This is a genomic window from Lysobacter sp. CA199, assembly GCF_052078715.1.
Taxonomy (GTDB): domain Bacteria; phylum Pseudomonadota; class Gammaproteobacteria; order Xanthomonadales; family Xanthomonadaceae; genus Lysobacter.
In genome coordinates, this window is sequence record NZ_JBQJIL010000002.1 from 48,433 (window position 1) to 66,291 (window position 17,859).

Genomic DNA, 17,859 nt, shown 5'->3' on the forward strand with positions numbered 1-17,859 from the left:
GGGCGGTCTCAGTTCACGGCCAGCGGGATCGCGAGGCTGATGCGCTCGCGGGCGGCGGTGGCGACCAGGCGATAGGTGATCGTCGCCAAGGCGGTCTCGGCTTCGCTGGGATGGGCGATCACGTCGATCTGTTCGACCTGGATCCGCCGCTCCCAGCGCGCCAGTGCGCGTTCCATCGCGTCGCGCATGCGCGCATGGGTGCCGGCGTTGTTGGGTTCGAACAGGAACTGGGCCAGACCGGCGCCGAACTCGGGCAGGCCCACGCGCTCGCCCGGTTCGGTCTTGAGGATCAGCGCGATCGATTCGCGGATGTTGTCCTCGCCGGCCGACCACACGAAACGTCCGTCGCTGCCCACTCGCGGCGGGAACGACAGGCTGCGTCCGAACACGCTCGGGTTCATGGCGCCTCCTTCTTGCCCTTGAGCCCCGGCACCGGGAAGCAGATGACGAAGTAGGGCAACCAGCGGAAGATCAGATCGAACAGCGAGACGATGATGATCAGCAGGATCAGCGCGCAGATGGTGATGATCGGAATCGACAGCGAGCAGATCATGCCGATGTTGATGCCGCCGCTCTGGCACGGCGCACCGTCGCCGGCGGGCAGATCCTTGTGCAGCGGCCACGGCAGCACCGACAGCACCAGATCGATCAGGCCCATGCCCTTGGCGCGTTGCACCTGACCGCACAGCATGTCGCTCATCACGAAGGCGGTGTTCTTCTGGTATTTGCGCAGCCCGGCCGGACTGGTGTCGACCGGCAGCGAAATCCGGATCGGCCGCGCTGGCGCATCGGCGTCGAAGAAGCTGGCCAGGCGGAAGCGCTGGGTCGGCGCAGACAGCAGCGGCGGATGCAAGGGGCCGCAGTCGCGCCGGCCGTGGACGAAGCGCAGCACGAACCAGCCACCGTCGCCGAGATTGGCGCCCAGGCTGTTGCCGAGCGCGTTCTTGACCTGCAGCGCGAACGGCACCGGCGGCGCATCGGTTTCGGTGGTGGCGTCCAGGGCGCGCGCAAACAGCGCGACGAAGCGATCGACCTTGCGCGCGACGTCCTGACCCGGCACGGGGCCGGCGAGTGGATCGGCGGCGACTCGTGCGTCGTCGATCAGATCAACGTCGAGCGCGCTGTAGGGACCGGTCGCGGCGAGGTTTTCGCCGACGCCGGCCAGGCAGAAATGAAAGCGCGGCCAGTCGGGCAGGTTGCGCGTATCGGAAGGCGCGGAGGGATCGGAGGGATCGACGGGATTGGCGGCGTAGGTCGCGGTGCTGGCTTCCAGGCGCGCGCCCACGCCCGGCGCGCGGATCGCCTTGAGCGCGGCGCGCATCGAAGCCAGTGCCGGATAGGCCGGCAACGGTTGCAAGGCCGCAGTCAGCGCGCCGCCCATGGCGACCTTGCCCAGCCAGTCGTACAGCGCGCGGCGTTGCGGCGACAGTGTCGCGGCGCCGGCGCCATCGTGTTCGATCGCGTTCCACACGTCGGGCAGATACGTCGCCAGATGTTCGGCGCAATCGAGCAGCACCAGCCAGGACTGGCTTTGCTGCTGCAGATTGAAGTGCAGCGCGCGCAGCTTGCGCTTGGGCGCGCTTTCGGACTCGCCGCCGATGCTCTGCGGCACGGCCTCCTGCGCGGCGAGCTTGAACGCGGCGCGGATCATGTTCTTCCACGGCTCGCCGACATCGATCTGGAACTGGGCCATGCGCGCGAGCTTCGACGGCGCCGGCGCCGGCGCGGCCTGGCCGCCGACCTGCTCGCGTTGGGCCTGAGCGAAATCCGCGACCGGCGTGGGGTCCACGCGCACGCCGAGGTATTCCTCGCGCCGGCCGACCGGCACCGTGCCGGCCCACAGGCTGCGGCGGCGTTGCGCCTGATCCAGATAGCTCAGCGCGAACGCCGGCAGGCGCTCCTCGCCGGCGACGAATGCGTTTTCGTCGCAGCGCTGCCAGCGCGCGCCCTGCGCGTCCTTGATGTAGGCGAACTCATGCAGCGCATCGGCCGCGCCACCGGGTAGCGGCAGCAGACGGCGCAGCACCATGCCGACTTCCTCGCCGGCGCCGGGCACCAGTGCATGCTCGGGCAAGCCGTGAATGCCGCAGACCAGACTGGCGGTGGCCAGGTAGTGGCGCTGATGCACGGCCTGATACAGCTTCAACGACGGCGTCTGTGCCGGTGTCGCGGCGATCGGCGACGCGACGGCTTTGGCCGTGGTCGCGCGATGCGCGCGCTGCGCCAGACGCGGCAGCGGCGCGCGTTCGACCAGGTCGGGCGGATCGCTCATCGGCTTGCGCCAGGTTTCATGGCGTGCGATCAGGGAATCGATGCGAGTCGGATCGCGCGCCAGAGTACCGAGCAGTTGTTCCATGAATTCGTCGTTGGCGAAACGCAGAATCGCCGGACGCGATTGCTCCTGCGCCTGCGCACCGTCCTGGAAGCGCGACCACAGCGGTTGCGGCGCCTGCCAACGCAGCGGATGGGCGTTCATGGCGGACTCCAGGGGCGAGCGATGGGAGTGTTCATGGCGGTCACCAGATGTTCCCCGCGCCCGGCGTGTAGGACGCGCTGACGATGCTGTTGCAGATCACGGTGTCGGCCTTGACTACGCCGGAGAACGTCGACATGCCCGCATCGACGGTGACCATGCCGGCGCTGACCGCGACCTGGCTGGCGTTGACGGTGACCTTGGCCGCGGCGGTGACGGTGATGCCGGCGGTTTCCAACTTGATCGAGTTGCCGTTGCTGTCGGCGATCTCGACCGCGCCCGGACCGTCCTTGAGGGTGAACTTCTGTCCGCCCGGGGTTTCCAGCAGCAATTGTTCGCGGCCTTCCTGATCGTCGAGGGTGATCTGCACGCCATTGCGCGAGCGCAGCACCTTCTTGTAGTTCTTGCCGGCGCCGTCCATCGACGCGGGCGGACGGTCGCGTCCGTTCCACAGGCCGCCCAGCACGCACGGCCGCTGCGGATCGCCGTGTTCGAACGCGGCCAGCACTTCGTCGTCGACATCGGGCACGAACCAGCTGCCGCGGTTGTTGCCGCCGAACAATGTCGCCAGACGCGCCCAACCTTCGTAACGTTGCCCGCCGGCGTCGGGCGACCAGGGCAGGGCGATCTTGACCCGGCCCTGGTTGTCGGGGTCCTTGATGTCGACGACCAAGGCCACGAATACGCCGTACCAGCGTCCGCCCCAACCACCGGGCAGGCGTTCGTGCAACAGCGATTCGTAGGCGGGCAGATCGACGATGCGCATGTTCAGGCCCGTCCTATCGAAGGACGTTCGCACCAGAACTCGGTGCGCAGGCCCAGTTTTGGTTCGAAGCGGATCTGCACTTCGGTGACGCTGTATTCGCCCTCGAACAGCGGCCCCACGCCCTTGACGGTCAGCCGCGTGCCGACCCGCAGCGCGGCCTTGGTCTCGGCCACGCCGCGGCCGGTGACGAAGCGCCGCGCCATGTGCCGGAAGCCGGATTCGGCGAACACGCGCGCTTCGCCGTCGGACAACGGCAGCGCGTGCGCGTAGGTGTCGGCGCGGCGGCCGAAGGACTGCTGCAAGGTCTGCGCGCCGCTCGCGTTGCCGCCAAGTTCGGCGCGGATCGCCGCTTCGTCGGCTTCGTGCCTGGCGCCGCGCTTGTCGGCCACGCTCCAGCCCGAGCCGATCAACTGAGTGCGCTGATGGGCCAGATCGGCGCCGACCTCGAACTCGCGCAGCGCGCCGGCCCAGGCCAGTTCCAGCGCCGGTCCGTTGCGGCGGCTGCGCTGGGTGGCGTGCAGCCGGTCGCCTTCGACCCAGATCTGCGCGTCCTCGCGCCGCGCCATGTCGCGCAGGAACGCCAGATCGCTCTGGTTGACCTGCGCCAGCAATTTGTGGGGTTCGCCGCTCAGCTCGATCCGTGGCTGCAAGCCGTGATCGCCGGCGATGCTGCGCGCCACGTCGGCCAGGCTGGCGTCGGCGAAGGCGCGGCTGCGGCGTGTCATGCGCAGATCCTGCAGCCGGTCTTCGGCGCACACGCCGATCTGCGGCGTACCGCCTTCGGGGAAGCGCGCGTTCAGAGCGAAGATACGGCCTTCGAACAACAGCGCATCGTCGAGCTTGATCTTCAACGGTTTGCCGAACTCGAGCAGGTCGCGGCCGAAGTGTTGGAAACCTGGGTGATCCGGGCCGCCCCAGTTGCCGAACCACAGCTCGCAGCGCGCCAATCCGGCCTCGCTTTCGGCCACGTCCATGGCCATCAGCGAGCTGGTCAGCGTTGCTTGCGCGCGGCCGTCGATCTCCACCGAAGGACGCGAGGCTTGCACCGGCAAAGTAGGGGTGTCGCCCATGAGTTCGTTCCGTGTCCTCGTCGTGGTCCGGGTTCAGTGCGCCCACAGACGCAATGCGCTGCGTTCGAGTTGGCGCTGCGCGATCTGCAGGTCGTGCGGATCGAGCTTTTGCGGTGCCTCGCCTTCGCTGCCGGCCTGGTCTTGCCTGGCCGGCGCCGGCGGTTCGGCGAGCACTTCGAATTCGTTGATCACCACGCCCATGAGCCGATCCTCCTTATCCGAACGAAACCGAGCCGGCCGGGTCCGAGCCCAGCGAGGCGTTGAGTCCAACCGAAGAGGTGTCAGGCGCGGCGCTTCCGAAGCTGATATTCCCGCCAACCCCAGCCCCAACCCCCACCGAAAGATTCAAATCCACCAACTGCCCGGGCGCCATCCGCAACGGATCCTCGATCCCGTTGGCCGACGCGATGCCCTGCCAGTCCGATTTGCCGTTCTTGCCCGCCATCGACTGCAACGAGTCGCCTTGCTTGGCGCTCTTGAGCGGCGCCTGGCCGGGTTGATTGGGCACCTTGCCGTCGCCCTTGAATTGCGCCGAAAGAATCTTCTGTTGCGACAAGGTCAGGGTGATGCTCGAGCGCAGCGGCTTGCCGTCCTTGGAGAAGAACTCCAGCGACTCCTCCATGCCCTCGACCATGCCGTCGAACAGGAAGCTGCCCCAGTGGAAACGCACGCCCGGCGGCGCGAGTTTCTTCGGGTCCTGGTCGGACGGCTGCGGCGTCATGAAATACACCACGTCCTGGGTCAGCCGGCGCACGTCGTCGACCGCGTCCTTCTCCATCGCGGTGACGTCGAACCACAGCTGCAGCGCCAGCTTGGTGGTGCCGGCGCCGACGAACTGGCGGCCGGCGTTGCCGGCGGCTTGATCGCCGCCCTGCGGTTGCACGATCTGGTTGGCGAAGGTGACCTTCAGCGTTTCCGGATTGAACTGCACCTCGACCTTGCGGCCGCCGGGTTTCTCCTTGGCCATGCTCTGGTCGAGTTCGTACAGATGGGCTTTTTCAAGGCTCATGCGCGCATCCTCACCGAGAGCCCGGACGCTTGAGCGTCAGGGTTTCGTAGGCCACCTGCAGTTCCTCGACCGCGACCTGGCCGTCGCGCGCGTTCAACGCCGGCGCCTTGAGCTTCACCGGCACGCAGCGCGAGAGCACGAAGCGCGCGCGCACGGTGCTGCCGTCGGCGGCGAACAGCACCACTTCGGCATTGGCGCGCAGGCGCGGATCGACGAGGCTGTCGCCGAACCAGTCCCACAGATCGAAGTTGTCGGTCATCCCGCGCTTGAGCACGAGTTGGCCGAAACTGGCCGGACCGTTGAGTCGGATCTGGCGGCCGTTGTCGCCGCCTTCGCGGATGGTCTTGACCTCCATGCTCATCTCCAGCCCGTCGCACTCGGAGAACGCGGCGGCGACCAGCGGCTTGGCGTCGCCGCCGCGGTTGATCTCGATGGAGAAATTGAAATTGGTGAACGGATACGCGGAGCCGGCCATGTCAGAGCTCCTCCTTGACCGTCAGCCGCTCGCCGCTCTGGGCCAGGCGCACGGCGATGAAGCGCATCGGCAGCGACGGCGCCACCCGCAGCTCGACCACGAAACGCCCGGCATCGACCGAGGTCGGCGGGTTGACGCCTTCATCGGTGACCACGCGGAAGGATTGTTCGGCGGTGGCGCCTGCGAACGCGCCGCGGCGGAACAGTTCGCCCAGCAGCAGGTCGAAGCCGCGTTGCACCGAACGCCACAGGGTCGGGCCATTGGGTTCGAACACGTAGCTGCTGCCGCGGCGCAACGCGATCCGGCGCAACAGGATCAGCAGCCGGCGCACGTTGATCGGACGCAACTCCGCGTCCAGCGACAAGGTGTCGGCGGACAGAGCGAAGAATCCGCGCGGATCGTCGCGCAGCAGATTGATCTGCGCGTCCTGCAGGCTCTGGCGGTCGCCCGGATCGATGCGCGGGGTCAGCGCGATTACGTCCTTCATCGGCTCGTTGGCTGCGGCGATCCAGGCCCCGCGCCGGCTCGCGCGCGCGGCGAGCACGCCCAGCGCCACGCCGTCGGGCGGCACTACGAGCAGGCCGCGGCGCGGATCGGCGCCGCGCGCGTCGTCCGCGGCGCGCGCGTCCGATTGCAGCCAGGGGAAATACAGCGCGCCGTAACTGAGCGCGCGCGCTTCGTCGAAAGCCAGCGCCAGCGGATCGAACACGCCGTCGATGCCGCGCACCTCGCGCAGACGGCCGGCGTAACGCAAGGCGTGCGCGCTGCGGAAGTGGCGCGGCATCGACAAGGTCGCGAACAGATCGCCGCTGGCCGCGCACAGACGCAGGGCGGCGCGGTGGATCGCCAGCCATTCGGGCTCCAGCGCGGCCTGTGCGCTGTGCGGCTGCGCTTGCACCCAGTCCTGCGTGCGCACCCGCACGGTCGCCGGATTGGACGGCAGGCTGGTTTCCTCGCCGACCAGGGCGCGCACGCGATAGTGATAATCGCCTTCGCGCGGCTGATAGAGCACGTGTTCGGTGAGTTCGCCGCGGTGGATCTCGCGTTCGTCGCTGAAGTCGGCCAGGGCCGCTTCGAACAAGGCGTAGATCGCACCGGCTTCGCTCTGGGTCCAGCTCAGACGGCAACGGCCCGGCGGTACCGGCGCGGCGGGGCCATCGAGCACCGGTGCGGCGATCAGGCGCGTTGCGCAGTCCAGGAATCGGCCGAAATCCGGTTCGCGCAGCGGTTCGGCCGTCGCGTCGTCGGCGGCCTGCAGGCAAGCGCCGCGATGCGCGTGCCAATGCCCGGGCACGGCGCCGACCGGCGCGACGATCGGCGCGGCGCTGTCTTCGCCGCGGCGCTGCCAGCCGATGTGCGCGGCGTCGGGCAGCGCCAACAAGCTGGCTTCGTTGAACAATCCGCCGGCGCCGATGCCGAACGCCGCATGCAGCCCGAACAGCTCGCGGGTCAGCGGTCGGATCAGGCGGATGTCCTCGGCGTGAGCGGCGAGCGCGGCGACGCTGTCGCTGTCCAGTTCCGGGTCCAGGAACAGACCACGATCGAAGCGGGCCAGACCGTCGCGTTCCAATGCGGTGCCGACGGCCGGAAGCGGCGCGACCGCGGGGCCGAAGCCGCCCGGCGCGCCCAACGGCAGCCACGCCAACGGCGGGGTGGCGTCCTCGCAGGCCAAGGGAAAGCGCTGCAGTTGCGCCGGGCGCATCGAGGCGAGATCGTCGTGCTCGCGGTAATGCTCCTGATCGTTGCGCAGCTCCCAGGCGTTGCCGGCGCGTTGAGGCGTCAGCGCCAGCGGACGCAGGCGCGATTGGGTGCCGGCCGCATCGATCGCGCGCAGTTCGATCTGCAAGTGCTGCGCTGAGCTCACCGCGGCCAGCGCGAGCGCCGAGGGATCCAATTGGCGCCAGGCCGGACCGTGCGCGGCGATCCGCACCGGCACCGTGTCGCTCGCCGGACTCGCGGAGGTATCGGCTTCGCGTTCGATCTCGTCCACGCGCAGCCAGACCACCTCGCCGCCGCCGGCGAAGCGCAGCCATGCGCCGAGTGCGAACGGCTCCTGGTCCAGCGGCGCCTGCAGTTGCAGGCGCGCGTACGCTTTTCGGTCGTGCAGGCTCGGCCCGCTCAGCAACGCCGGCCACTCGTCCGCGGCCGCGGGCCCGCGCGCAGAACCTGCGGTCAGCGTCGGCGGATCGGCCGGGTCGAGCGCGGCGAACGCCGCCAGCACTCGCACCTCGACCCGATACGGCGCTTGCGAAGTCGCGCCCAGGTCGATGCGTTCGGTGCGGGCGTACACGCGCAGCGCGGGATCGTCGTCGAGTTGCAGCAAGTCGCCCGGGCGCAGGTTTTGGCGGCCGAGGAAGGCGTAGCGCGCCGCATCGGGCGAATCCACCACCGACCAGGCGTCGAGCGCGAAACCGCGCCGTTCCAGCGCCAGGTCCACACGCAACTCATCCGACCAGGCGCCTTCGCAACGCGCGCTCAGCAGCGCCGGTTCGATCGATCCGTCGCCGCGCAGCGCCAGCAGGCCGGGCAGGGCGAAGCGATTGCTGCAAGCCAGATCCGCCGGAAGTTCGGCGTCGGTGCGCAGGCGCACGCGTTCCAGCGCGCGGCTGCGCGCGACCCGGATCACCCAGCAGCGCCGCCCGCCGTTGGCGAAGAACGCGCGCACCGCCGCGCCGAGCTGGGCGAACACGCGCTCGCCGCGCGCTTCATCCCAGGCCAGCGCCGCGTCGGCGCCGAACACCGCCGCGTACTGGGCGACGCTTTCCACCGCGACCGGGCGGTGCAGCGGACCGGTCGCGGCGAATCCGACCAGCACCGCCACGTCCAGGCGCGGCAGCGCTTCGGACGCGGCTTGCGGCGCCACATCGATCTGGATCCCCGGCAAGCGGCGTGCGTCGGCCACGGCTTACTCCATCTCCAGCCGTTCGTAGGCCAGCACCAGTTCTTCCATCGCCACGTCGGTGCCCTTGGCGTTGAACGGGCCGCTGACGTGCTTGATGATGCATGCGCGCAGCAGCTTCCAGGTCTGCACGATCTGAGTGTGATCCTCGTTCTGCAGATGGATGGTGACCGTGCGTTTGGCGTTCTGATCGCCGTTGCGGATCTGGTCCAGCCACCGATAGAGGTTCAGCGAACCGATCACCCCGCGCTTCATCGTCACGTCGGTGGATTTGTTCATGCCGGTGATCTTCATCACCGCGTTTTCCTTGGCGTTGCCGGTGCGGTACTCGGACACGGTGACTTCCATGCCGATGCCGCTGAGTTCCTGGAATCCCGCCTGCGGCCCGTCGGTGACCCCGTCGCCGAGGTCGACCAGGAAGTTGAACTGCACGTACGGGCGGTCTCGTAAAATGGCCATGTCGTAGCTCTCCGATCAGACTTTGCGGTCGGCCGTCCACTGGCCGATGCGGAAGATGACGAACTCGGCCGGACGCAGCGGCGCCACGCCGATCAGGCAGATCAGGCGGCCGTTGTCGAGATCGTTCTGCGACATGGTCGAGCGGTCGCATTTGACGAAGTACGACTTCTCCGGCTTGTCGCCGAGCAGCGCGCCGTTCTGCCATTCGTTGAGCAGGAAGTCCTCGATGGTGCGGCGCACGTTGGCCCACAACTGCTCGCCGTTGGGCTCGAACACCGCCCACTGCGTGCCCTTGTCGATGGAGCGTTCCAAATAGGCGAAGTAGCGCCGCAGGTTGACGTACTTCCATTCCGGGTCGGAGCTGATCGTGCGCGCGCCCCACAGGCGCATGCCGCGGCCCTCGAAGTAGCGGAAGCAGTTGATGCCTTCGGGATTGAGCACTTCCTGCTGCGCCTTGTTGAGGAAGCGCTCGAAGCCCAGGGCCAGGTTGACGACTTCGTTGGCCGGCGCCTTGTAGACCGCGCGGTTGACGTCGTTGCGCGCGTAGATGCCGGCGACGAATCCCGACGGCGGCATATGGGTCTCGCGCTGGGTCAGCGGATCGAGCACGCGCACCCAGGGGTAATACAGCGCGGCGTGCTTGGAATCGAGCTGGGCGCGCATGGCCCGCACTTCGCTGATCGACTGGTTGTCGCCGCTGTCGAGCACGGCGATGCAGTACTTCATGCGTTCGGCGTGGCGGATCAGCGCGCGCACGATCGACGGCGCATGGGTGGCGTAGCTGTCGCCGTAACCGAAGGTCGATCCCGGCGCGGCGACGATGGAGATGTCCTCCAGGTCCTCGAACTGGCGCAGGCCGGTCTTTCGGTCGGCGCTGTCGACCTCGCCCTCGTAGGCCGAGGCGAACGGGCGCCGGCCGTCGTTGCCGTCGTCGAGCAGTATCGCCAGCGTGCGTTCGGCCGGCGTGCTGTCGGCGCTCTGCAGCGCGGCGCGCAGGCCCAGCGGAGGCGACGGCGAGACGTCCGGGGCGGCCTCGAGGAACGCGGCGAGCAACTCGGTGCCGGTGCCGATGGCGGCGACGTCCTCGGCGCGGATCACGATCGGCAAGGTGCGCGCGCGGCTCAGGCTGGCCGGATGCTCGGCGAAATAGGCGAACAGCGAATCCGGGCTGCCGGCGCGCTGATGCCTGGGATCCAGCGGCAGGTCCGGTGCGACGAAGGTATCGCCGCCGCCGAGCGGCTGCACGGTGACCGTCGCGGTGATCACGCTCAACTCGTAGCCGGCCGCGGTCAAATCGGTCAACGGCACCGGGGAGTTGGTGATGTCGTCGCCGTTGGCGATGAAGACCCAGGTTTCGTTGCTGGCGTCCCACAGTGCGAGGTAATAGCCGTCCTCGACCGCCGGCGACGGCGCGCCGGCACGCGCGCGGATCCACACCACATCGCGCGGCAACAGCGCGTTGACCACGGTCACCGTGCCGCCGCCGGGAACCGGGATGTCCGACAGCAGGTTCTGGCCCAGGTTCAAGGTGAAGCCGACCCGGGCGTTGCCGGCGCGGCCGGGGAAGCGCGCGAACACCCTCAGCGCCGGCGGGCTGCTCGGCAATTCGCCGCGGGCGCAGCCCGGACGCACGTCGGTGCCGGCCAATGGAGTGAACGCGCGGCTGATGTAGATGCGTTTGCCGCCTTCCTCGAAGAACGCGCGCACGCCATGCCACATGAAGTTGTCGATTTCGACCGGGCCGTCGAACACCAGCTTGTCGCGGCCGCCGTAGGTGCGCTCGAACTCGACCAGGCTGGTGACGATTTCCGGCTCGATGTTGACCGGGCCGTAGCGGGTGGGACCGACGAAGCCGGTGGTGGTGGTGCTGACGCCCTCGATTGACTTCGCGCGGAAGGAGACTTCTTCGACGAAAACACCGGGAGCCAGGTACTCAGACATAGCAGTTCTCCTTGCCAGGAACGGCAGACGAAGCGGCACGCGGGCGCGGTGCGCTCATGCGGTGGACAACAACAGCCATGACGCGTCCGCCGCGTTCTGGCCTTCGGTGCGCGCGGTCAGCGCGCGGCGGTAATCCAGGCGCCGGCGCGGCGCGGGCGAGGACAGCGAGTCCACGACCGCGCACGGCGTCGCCAGTTGCATCAGCACTTGCGCCAGATCCGGCACCGCGGGCGGCGTGGATGGCGGCGACAGCGGCGCCCAGTAGGCGTCCAACTCGACCGTCCAGGCGAAGTCCGCGCGTTCGGCCGGCGGCGAGGCCAGGGGCGCGCGCGGCGGTTCGGGATAGGCGAACATCACCGCGACCCGTCCTTCGCGATCGGCCAGGCCGATGCCACAGCGTTGTCCGGCGATGTTCACCGCGAGCAGGCTCCAGGCCGCGACCTGTCCGCTGCCGGCTTCGCGCATCTGCGCGTACACCACGGCCAGCGGCGAGGGCGGCGCGCGACCGGGCGCGCTGAACAAGGGGATGCGTTCGATCAGCCATTGCGGCGGCGAGCCGCCGTCGCCCGGCCAGATCACCGCCTGCGGCGGCGAGATCCACGGCGCCAGCCAATCGAACAGGCCGCGCGCCGGCAATTCGGCGTCGAAGGCGATCGGCAGATAACGCCCGGCGGGATCGCTGACTTCGATCCGATAACCGTGCATCAGCGGCGGCGAGGCGTTCGCCGCTTCGATCCAGGGTTGTCCGGCGGGTTGGCTGTCGTCGAATTCGAACGCCGCCAACTGCGGCAAACGATGCGCGACGTAGACGCCGCTGGGATTGGGCAGGGCGCGGGCGCGTGCGTTCGGATTGGCGCGCGGATAGACCTCGACCAGTAATCCGTCGATCGTCGAGGTCGCCGCGGCCGCGTCCCAGAACCGCAGGCCCAGCGCGGCGTTGCGTTGCACCACCTCGCCCGGACGCAGCACCGCGCTCATGCGACGGTCTCCACTTCGAAGCGGCGGGTCTGTACCGCGGCGCCGTCGTCGATAGTGACGTCCGAATCGATCAACACCATGCGCAGCGCGTACGTGGCCGACGGCGGCAGCCGCCGCAGCCGGTCCCACAGGGTCAAGTGATCGGCCAGGTTCAAGGGGTCGCAGATCAGCTCCACGCCCTCGTGCGCGGCGAAGGTGTCGGTTTCGGGCATGTAGTGATTGAGATGGCCGGCGCTGAGCACGCCGGTGTCTTCCAGCAGCCGCATCGCCCAGCCGAGCATGCGGTGCTGGCGTTCGGTGTCCTGCGCCCAGGGCGTGACCATGTAGTACAGGTCCAGCGGCAGCGACGGCCGGAAGCGTTTGCCGTCGGGCGAACGCCGCATGGTGAGATTGCGCACTGAACCATTGATGCCGGTGCGATACAGATAGATCGAAAAACCGTCCTGCATCGGCGATTCGAAATCGCGGCTCTGATACAGGCTCACTTCCAGGCCGCCGCCGAACTCGTCGCGCGGATAACGATCGCGCAACAACCCGGCCAGGGCAGTGCTGATCGCGGCGATGGCGCGGTAGTTGGCCATCTCAATCGCTCCGGCCCGCGCGCAGCAGCGCCGCCAGTTGCGCGTCGCCGGCCAGGCGCCGATAACGGCGCCGCCCGTCGGCGGCGAGGCTCTCCTCGATCACGCCACGGCGTTTCATCCAATCCAGCGCGTCCTGCAGTTGCTCCATGTCGACCTCAAGTTCGGAATCGAACCACCAGCGCCGGATGCCCTCGGCCGTATCGCATGCCTGCGGATTGGCGCGCAGATAACCGGCCAAGCTGCGTACACATGCCGATGCCGCGCAGTCGTCATCCATCGCGTGCGAGCCTCTATGCGGTAAGTCTTTGCAAGAGCGATGCCAACTGCGGAAACCCTTGTGTTTCAGTGATTGACGCGGGTTGGGCGCGGCGCGCCAGGAGGTTTTTGTCCGGGCTGGAGTTCGCTGCGCATCACGTTCGGACGCCGGACGCCTTATTGCGCGGCGTATCGGCGGTGGGATGTTTTTGTCCTGGCGCGCGCGGGATTCGTCCTGGTGCCGGCCGATGCCGACGGCGGCGCGCGCGCGACGATGCGCGCGGCCGTGCGGCCGTCGATGCGATCGGTACGATTGGAAGCGTGTCGGGATCGATGCGCGGGCGAGCCCGCCGATCAGCCCGCTTCGGGTTCGAACGCGCGGAACCGGCGGGGTTCGATCCGATGCTTGCGCATCAGCTCGAAGAACGCGCGCCGATCCTTGCGCGCCGCCAGCGCGGCATGGGTGACGTTGCCGCCGTGCGCGGCGAGCAGGCGTTCGACGTAGTCGCGTTCGAAATCCTCGACCACGCGCTGTTTGGCGTCGCGGAAGGAGGCGCGTTCGGCGTCGCCGACCTCATCGGGCGTGGGTTCGCCGGCGTTGTCGATCTGGATGTCGCCGGCATCGAGCATGCGGCCGGCCGACATCAGCACCGCGCGTTCGATCACGTGCTTGAGCTCGCGCACATTGCCCGGCCAGTCGTGGCGCAGCAGCCGTTCCATCGCCGCCGACGAGAACGCGATGCCGTCGCGCCCCGGCGCGCGGCCGAATTCGCGGGCGAAATGCGCGGCGAAATGGCGCGCGAGCACGGCGATGTCCTCGCGCCGCTGGCGCAGCGCGGGCAGGTGCAGATTCAACACGTTGAGGCGGTAATACAGATCCTGGCGAAAGCCGCCGCCGCGGGCGAGAGCATGCAGATTGCAGTTGCTGGCGGCGATCACCCGCAGGTCGGCGCGGTGCACGGTATTGCCGCCGACCGGCCGGTACTCGCGTTCCTGCAAGAACCGCAACAGCTTGGACTGCGCCGACAAAGGCAGGCAATCGACGTCGTCGAGGAACAAGGTGCCGCCTTCGGCTTCGCCCACCAGCCCGGTGCAGGCGCTGTGGGCGTGGGTGTAGGCGCCTTTGACGTGGCCGAACAATTCGTTCTCGACCAGTTCGAGCGGAATCGCGCCGCAGTTGACCGCGACCCAGGGGCGGTCGCAACGCGAGGACAGATAGTGGATCGCCTGCGCGCAGACTTCCTTGCCGGTGCCGGTCTCGCCGACGATCAATACGCTGGCATCGCATCCGGCCAATACCGGCAGACGCGTGGCGATCGCCGCGCCGGCCGCGCTGGCGTGGACGAAACCGCGGATTTTCGGCGCCTCGCTCGGCTTGGCGGTCGCCCGGTCGTCGCGGGGCGGTTCGGTTGCCGGGACCGGGGCTTCGATGCTGGCGCGCAGCAGCCGTGCGCCCCATTCGGCGGCATCGGCGGGAAGGCAGACGAAATCGGAGACGCCGGCGCGCAGCACGCTGTCGAGTTCGAATTCGCTGGCCGACTGCATGGTCACCACCACCGGCAGATGCGGGCGTTCGCGCCGGATCGTCGCGATGCATTCGATCACCGTGCCGAGGCCGTCGCCGCCGGGCACCAGTACGATGCCGTCGGCATCGCGCAGCGCCGCTTGCAGATAACCGCCGGGCAGCACGCGCACGCCGGCGCACGCACCCAAAGCAGTCTGTACCGCGCGCAGCGGCATGGGCGCCTGTCCCAACGGAACCACGGCCCAACCCGGCACATCCATCCCAGCCTCCCTGTCGGTACGAGCCCGCGTCCGGCGCGTCACCCGTCCGCTAGCGGCCTGCGGTCCGACTCGGCTGGCGGGGGTTCCAGGTGTCGCAGCAGAACTAACGCAGCCGTCGGCGCCGGGCGGTCATCGAGCAGGATGCAGATCTGCAACGTTTGTGCGAACGCAGGGGCGAGGTGTGGATAAACCATGCCAAGCCGCGCAGCGCGCGGCGCAGATTTTTCGGGTACGACAAATAATGTTGCTCAAGTCGCACATGCGTTATTCAGTCAGCTGAATCTGCACGCGCGATCGATCAAACCGGCGCACGTCGCGGCGGCGCCGCGGTTTTATTTGATCCGATGCTTGCCGAGCTTGCGCGCCAGCGTGCGCCGGTGCATGCCCAGCCGCCGCGCGGTTTCGGAGATGTTGAAGTCGGTGGCGGCCAGCATCTCGTGGATACGCTCCCATTCCAGGGTCTTGATCGAGGTCTGGCGTTCGGTCAGTTCGACCGTCGCATCGCCTTCGGCGCGGCCGAACGCGGCTTCGATGTCGTCGGTGTTCGACGGTTTGGCCAGGTAGTGGCAGGCGCCGAGTTTGATCGCCTCCACCGCGGTGGCGATGCTGGCGTAACCGGTCAGCACCACGATCAGCATGTCCGGATCGTGTTCGTGCAGGGCCTGCACGCAGGTCAGGCCCGAATCGCCGCCGGCCAGTTTCAGGTCTACCACCGCGTAGCCGGGCGAATGGATTCGCAGCAGCGCCTGCACGTCGGACAGGTGGCTGGCGTTGTGCACGATGTAACCGCGACGCTCGAAGGAACGACTGAGCGTGCGCGCGAACGCGGCATCGTCTTCGACGATCAACAGGCGCCGGGACTCGTCGTCATCGGGTGCCGCGGCCGTGCCGGCGTCGGGTTCGCAGGGCTCAGTCATCGTCGGCCTCGCTGACGCTCAGCGCAGACAGCGGCAGGCTCATCGTCACCACCGCGCCGCTGGGTTCGCGATTGTGCGGGACGATGCTGCCGCCGAGTTGGCGGATCACGTTGAGCGAAAGAAACAGCCCGAGCCCGCCGCCCGGACGGCCCTTGCTGGACTGATAGGGTTTGCCGAAATGCGACAGCATCGCCGGGGCGAAGCCCGGGCCTGCGTCGCTGACCCGCAGCACCAGCTTGTCCTGATCGCGCCACGACTCCAGCCCGACCCAGCCCGGCGAGGCCTCCAGCGCGTTGTCGAGCACGTTGCAGATCATCTGCTTGAGGCCGGAATCGGAAATGATGGCGACATCCTCGCCGAAGCCGTTGTGGTAGTCGAATCCGCGCACCGGGCGGGTGCCGCGCCACTCCTCGACCAGATCGTCGAGGAACCGCACCACGCTGGTCGGCGCCGGCGCTTCGCCGCGGGTTTCGCCGGCCGAAAGCAGGATGCCGGTGACGATGCTCTTGCAGCGGGTCAGCTGGGTCTGCATTTCGTCGAGTTCCTGCAGCAGTTCGGGCTGCTGGGTGAACTGCGGCATGCGCCGCCAGTCGCCGAGGATCACCGACAGCGTCGCCAGCGGCGTGCCCAACTCGTGCGCTGCGCCGGAAGCCAGCAGGCCCATGCGCACGATGTGTTCTTCCTCGGCGGCGCGCTGGCGCAGATCGGCCAGGCGCGCGTCGCGCGCGCGCAGGATCCGGCCGATGCGGGTGATGAACACCACCAGCAAGGTCGCGTTGAGCACGAAGCACAACAGCATGCCCTGCACGTAGGGATCGGCCAGTCCGCGGGTCGGGTCGGCGGGAATCACCACGGGGCCGGCGAAGGTAGTCAGGGCGATGAAGCACAGGCTGGTGACCGCCACCACCGCGCAACTGGCCCAGGTGCGCAGCAGCACCGCGGCCAGCACCACCTGCAGCAGATACAGGAACACGAACGGATTGGCCGCGCCGCCGCTGAGGTACAACTGCGCGGTCAGGGTGAGGACGTCCACCAGCAAGGCCAGGAACAGCGCGCCGTTGGTGACCTCCACGCGGTGGCGCCAGCGCAGCATGCTGACCAGATTGAACGCGGCCAGACAGGCCAGCACGATCGCCATCGGCATCAACGGCAGTTTGATGCCGAAGCCGAAATGCACGAAGGCGATGGTCGCGACCTGGCCGATCACCGCGATCCAGCGCAACTGGATCAGCTGGTGCATGTTCTTGACCCCGGCGCTGTCGCGCGAGGTCGCCGCGCCGGGCTCGTCGAGCGGCGGCATCGGAGCGGAGGGTTGCGATGCAGGCCCGTGGGGTTCGGTGCGCGAAAGCGGAGAGTCCTGCATCGGCGTCCTCATGGTCTGTCGTCGAGGTCGAGCGCTTTGCGGCGCAGGCGGCGTTCTTCCAGCGCCACGCGCCAGGCGGCCGCGGCCACCATCAGGGCCAGCACGAACCAGGTCAGCGCGTACTGCAGATGGTTGTCGGGAAACTTTATCACCGTCAGACCGCCGACCGGCCAGACCGGTCGGGCCTTGGGATCGCTCGGCAACGGCGCGGTGCGGTCGGCATCGACGAAGTAGGGCGCCACCGGCGACAGTCCGCGTGCGGCGGCGATCGCCTGGACGTCGCGCGAGTACCACAGGTTCTGCGCGGGCGCGTTCTTGCGCATGAAACCGCCGCCGGGTTCGCTCAGACGCAGCAAGCCATCGATCTGAGCGTCGGTGGGCACGGTCGCGGGCACTGCGCGCGCGTTCGGCACGAAACCGCGATTGATCAGCACGACCGTGCCGTCGCCGGTTCGGAACGGGGAGATCAGCCAGAAACCCGGGCCGAGTTCGGTCACCGCCTGGGTCAGGGTGTCGTGGCCGGGCAAGTAGCGGCCTTGCAGGCGCACGTGCTTGTACTCGTCGCGCGAGGCGTTGACCGTGGGCCACTCGGCCGGGCCCGGCGCCGCGCCGGGCGGTGCGTGCACGCGTGCTTCGACGCGCTGGATCAGGTCGAGCTTCCAGGCGCGGCGCTGGACTTGCCACGCGCCCAATGCGATCAGGCCGAGGAAGGCGGCGATGAAGACCAGCGACAGGACCGTCATCGCGAAGCGGCCGCGTGGGCGCTTGGCAGGATTCGCGGTCATGAGTGGACCTCTTATGTTGTTGCTGGTGGTCATCGAAAACGGGAGTCGAAAACCTTGTGTGTCATCTCTCCGGGTCGTCATTCCCGCGAAGTCGGGGATCCAG

The 17,859-nt window shown here is 68.4% G+C and carries 17 protein-coding genes; all 17 read right to left on the minus strand.

Annotated elements, in window-relative coordinates; translation table 11 throughout:
- Positions 1-8 precede the first annotated feature (8 nt).
- Positions 9-401 (minus strand): GPW/gp25 family protein, encoded by a 393-nt coding sequence (locus ACTOWJ_RS03040; protein ID WP_441333113.1) that lies wholly within the window; start codon positions 399-401, stop codon positions 9-11.
- The gene (locus ACTOWJ_RS03045; protein WP_441333114.1) at positions 398-2,476 is read right to left on the minus strand and encodes a hypothetical protein; all 2,079 of its coding nucleotides are present in this window, start codon (positions 2,474-2,476) and stop codon (positions 398-400) included. The genes ACTOWJ_RS03040 and ACTOWJ_RS03045 overlap by 4 nt, the downstream gene beginning before the upstream one ends.
- 40 nt (positions 2,477-2,516) lie before the next feature.
- Positions 2,517-3,239, minus strand: coding sequence for a phage baseplate assembly protein V (locus ACTOWJ_RS03050; protein ID WP_441333115.1), 723 nt, complete (start codon positions 3,237-3,239; stop codon positions 2,517-2,519).
- Positions 3,240-3,241: 2 nt separating this feature from the next.
- Positions 3,242-4,309: a phage late control D family protein gene (locus ACTOWJ_RS03055; RefSeq protein ID WP_441333116.1), complete on the minus strand. Its 1,068-nt coding sequence runs from the start codon at positions 4,307-4,309 to the stop codon at positions 3,242-3,244.
- 33 nt (positions 4,310-4,342) lie between these two features.
- The gene (locus tag ACTOWJ_RS03060; RefSeq protein WP_441333117.1) at positions 4,343-4,510 is read right to left on the minus strand and encodes a hypothetical protein; all 168 of its coding nucleotides are present in this window, start codon (positions 4,508-4,510) and stop codon (positions 4,343-4,345) included.
- A 13-nt stretch (positions 4,511-4,523) separates the two neighbouring features.
- On the minus strand, positions 4,524-5,318 hold the full coding sequence (locus tag ACTOWJ_RS03065) for a CIS tube protein (RefSeq protein WP_441333118.1): 795 nt from the start codon (positions 5,316-5,318) through the stop codon (positions 4,524-4,526).
- A 10-nt stretch (positions 5,319-5,328) separates the two neighbouring features.
- Positions 5,329-5,793, minus strand: a complete 465-nt coding sequence (locus tag ACTOWJ_RS03070) for a phage tail protein (RefSeq protein ID WP_441333119.1) — start codon at positions 5,791-5,793, stop codon at positions 5,329-5,331.
- 1 nt (position 5,794) lies between these two features.
- Complete coding sequence (locus tag ACTOWJ_RS03075; RefSeq protein WP_441333120.1) at positions 5,795-8,695, minus strand: hypothetical protein; 2,901 nt, start codon at positions 8,693-8,695, stop codon at positions 5,795-5,797.
- Positions 8,696-8,698: 3 nt separating this feature from the next.
- Positions 8,699-9,151 (minus strand): phage tail protein, encoded by a 453-nt coding sequence (locus tag ACTOWJ_RS03080; RefSeq protein ID WP_441333121.1) that lies wholly within the window; start codon positions 9,149-9,151, stop codon positions 8,699-8,701.
- A 15-nt stretch (positions 9,152-9,166) separates the two neighbouring features.
- Positions 9,167-11,092: a phage tail sheath family protein gene (locus ACTOWJ_RS03085; RefSeq protein WP_441333122.1), complete on the minus strand. Its 1,926-nt coding sequence runs from the start codon at positions 11,090-11,092 to the stop codon at positions 9,167-9,169.
- Positions 11,093-11,146: 54 nt separating this feature from the next.
- Entirely contained in the window at positions 11,147-12,070 is a 924-nt protein-coding gene (locus tag ACTOWJ_RS03090) for a hypothetical protein (protein ID WP_441333123.1), read from the minus strand.
- A complete protein-coding gene (locus ACTOWJ_RS03095; RefSeq protein ID WP_441333124.1) occupies positions 12,067-12,651 on the minus strand; it encodes a DUF4255 domain-containing protein in 585 nt (194 codons plus the stop codon). The genes ACTOWJ_RS03090 and ACTOWJ_RS03095 overlap by 4 nt, the downstream gene beginning before the upstream one ends.
- Position 12,652: 1 nt before the next feature.
- Positions 12,653-12,928: a hypothetical protein gene (locus ACTOWJ_RS03100; RefSeq protein WP_441333125.1), complete on the minus strand. Its 276-nt coding sequence runs from the start codon at positions 12,926-12,928 to the stop codon at positions 12,653-12,655.
- Between the two features lie 332 nt (positions 12,929-13,260).
- Positions 13,261-14,691, minus strand: a complete 1,431-nt coding sequence (locus ACTOWJ_RS03105) for a sigma 54-interacting transcriptional regulator (RefSeq protein WP_441333126.1) — start codon at positions 14,689-14,691, stop codon at positions 13,261-13,263.
- 332 nt (positions 14,692-15,023) lie between these two features.
- Complete coding sequence (locus tag ACTOWJ_RS03110) at positions 15,024-15,608, minus strand: response regulator transcription factor (protein WP_441333127.1); 585 nt, start codon at positions 15,606-15,608, stop codon at positions 15,024-15,026.
- On the minus strand, positions 15,601-16,971 hold the full coding sequence (locus ACTOWJ_RS03115; RefSeq protein WP_441333128.1) for an ATP-binding protein: 1,371 nt from the start codon (positions 16,969-16,971) through the stop codon (positions 15,601-15,603). The genes ACTOWJ_RS03110 and ACTOWJ_RS03115 overlap by 8 nt, the downstream gene beginning before the upstream one ends.
- A gap of 8 nt (positions 16,972-16,979) precedes the next feature.
- Positions 16,980-17,756 carry an SURF1 family protein gene (locus tag ACTOWJ_RS03120; RefSeq protein ID WP_441333129.1) on the minus strand — a complete coding sequence of 259 codons (777 nt, stop codon included), beginning with the start codon at positions 17,754-17,756 and terminating at the stop codon, positions 16,980-16,982.
- Between the last annotated feature and the right edge of the window lie 103 nt (positions 17,757-17,859).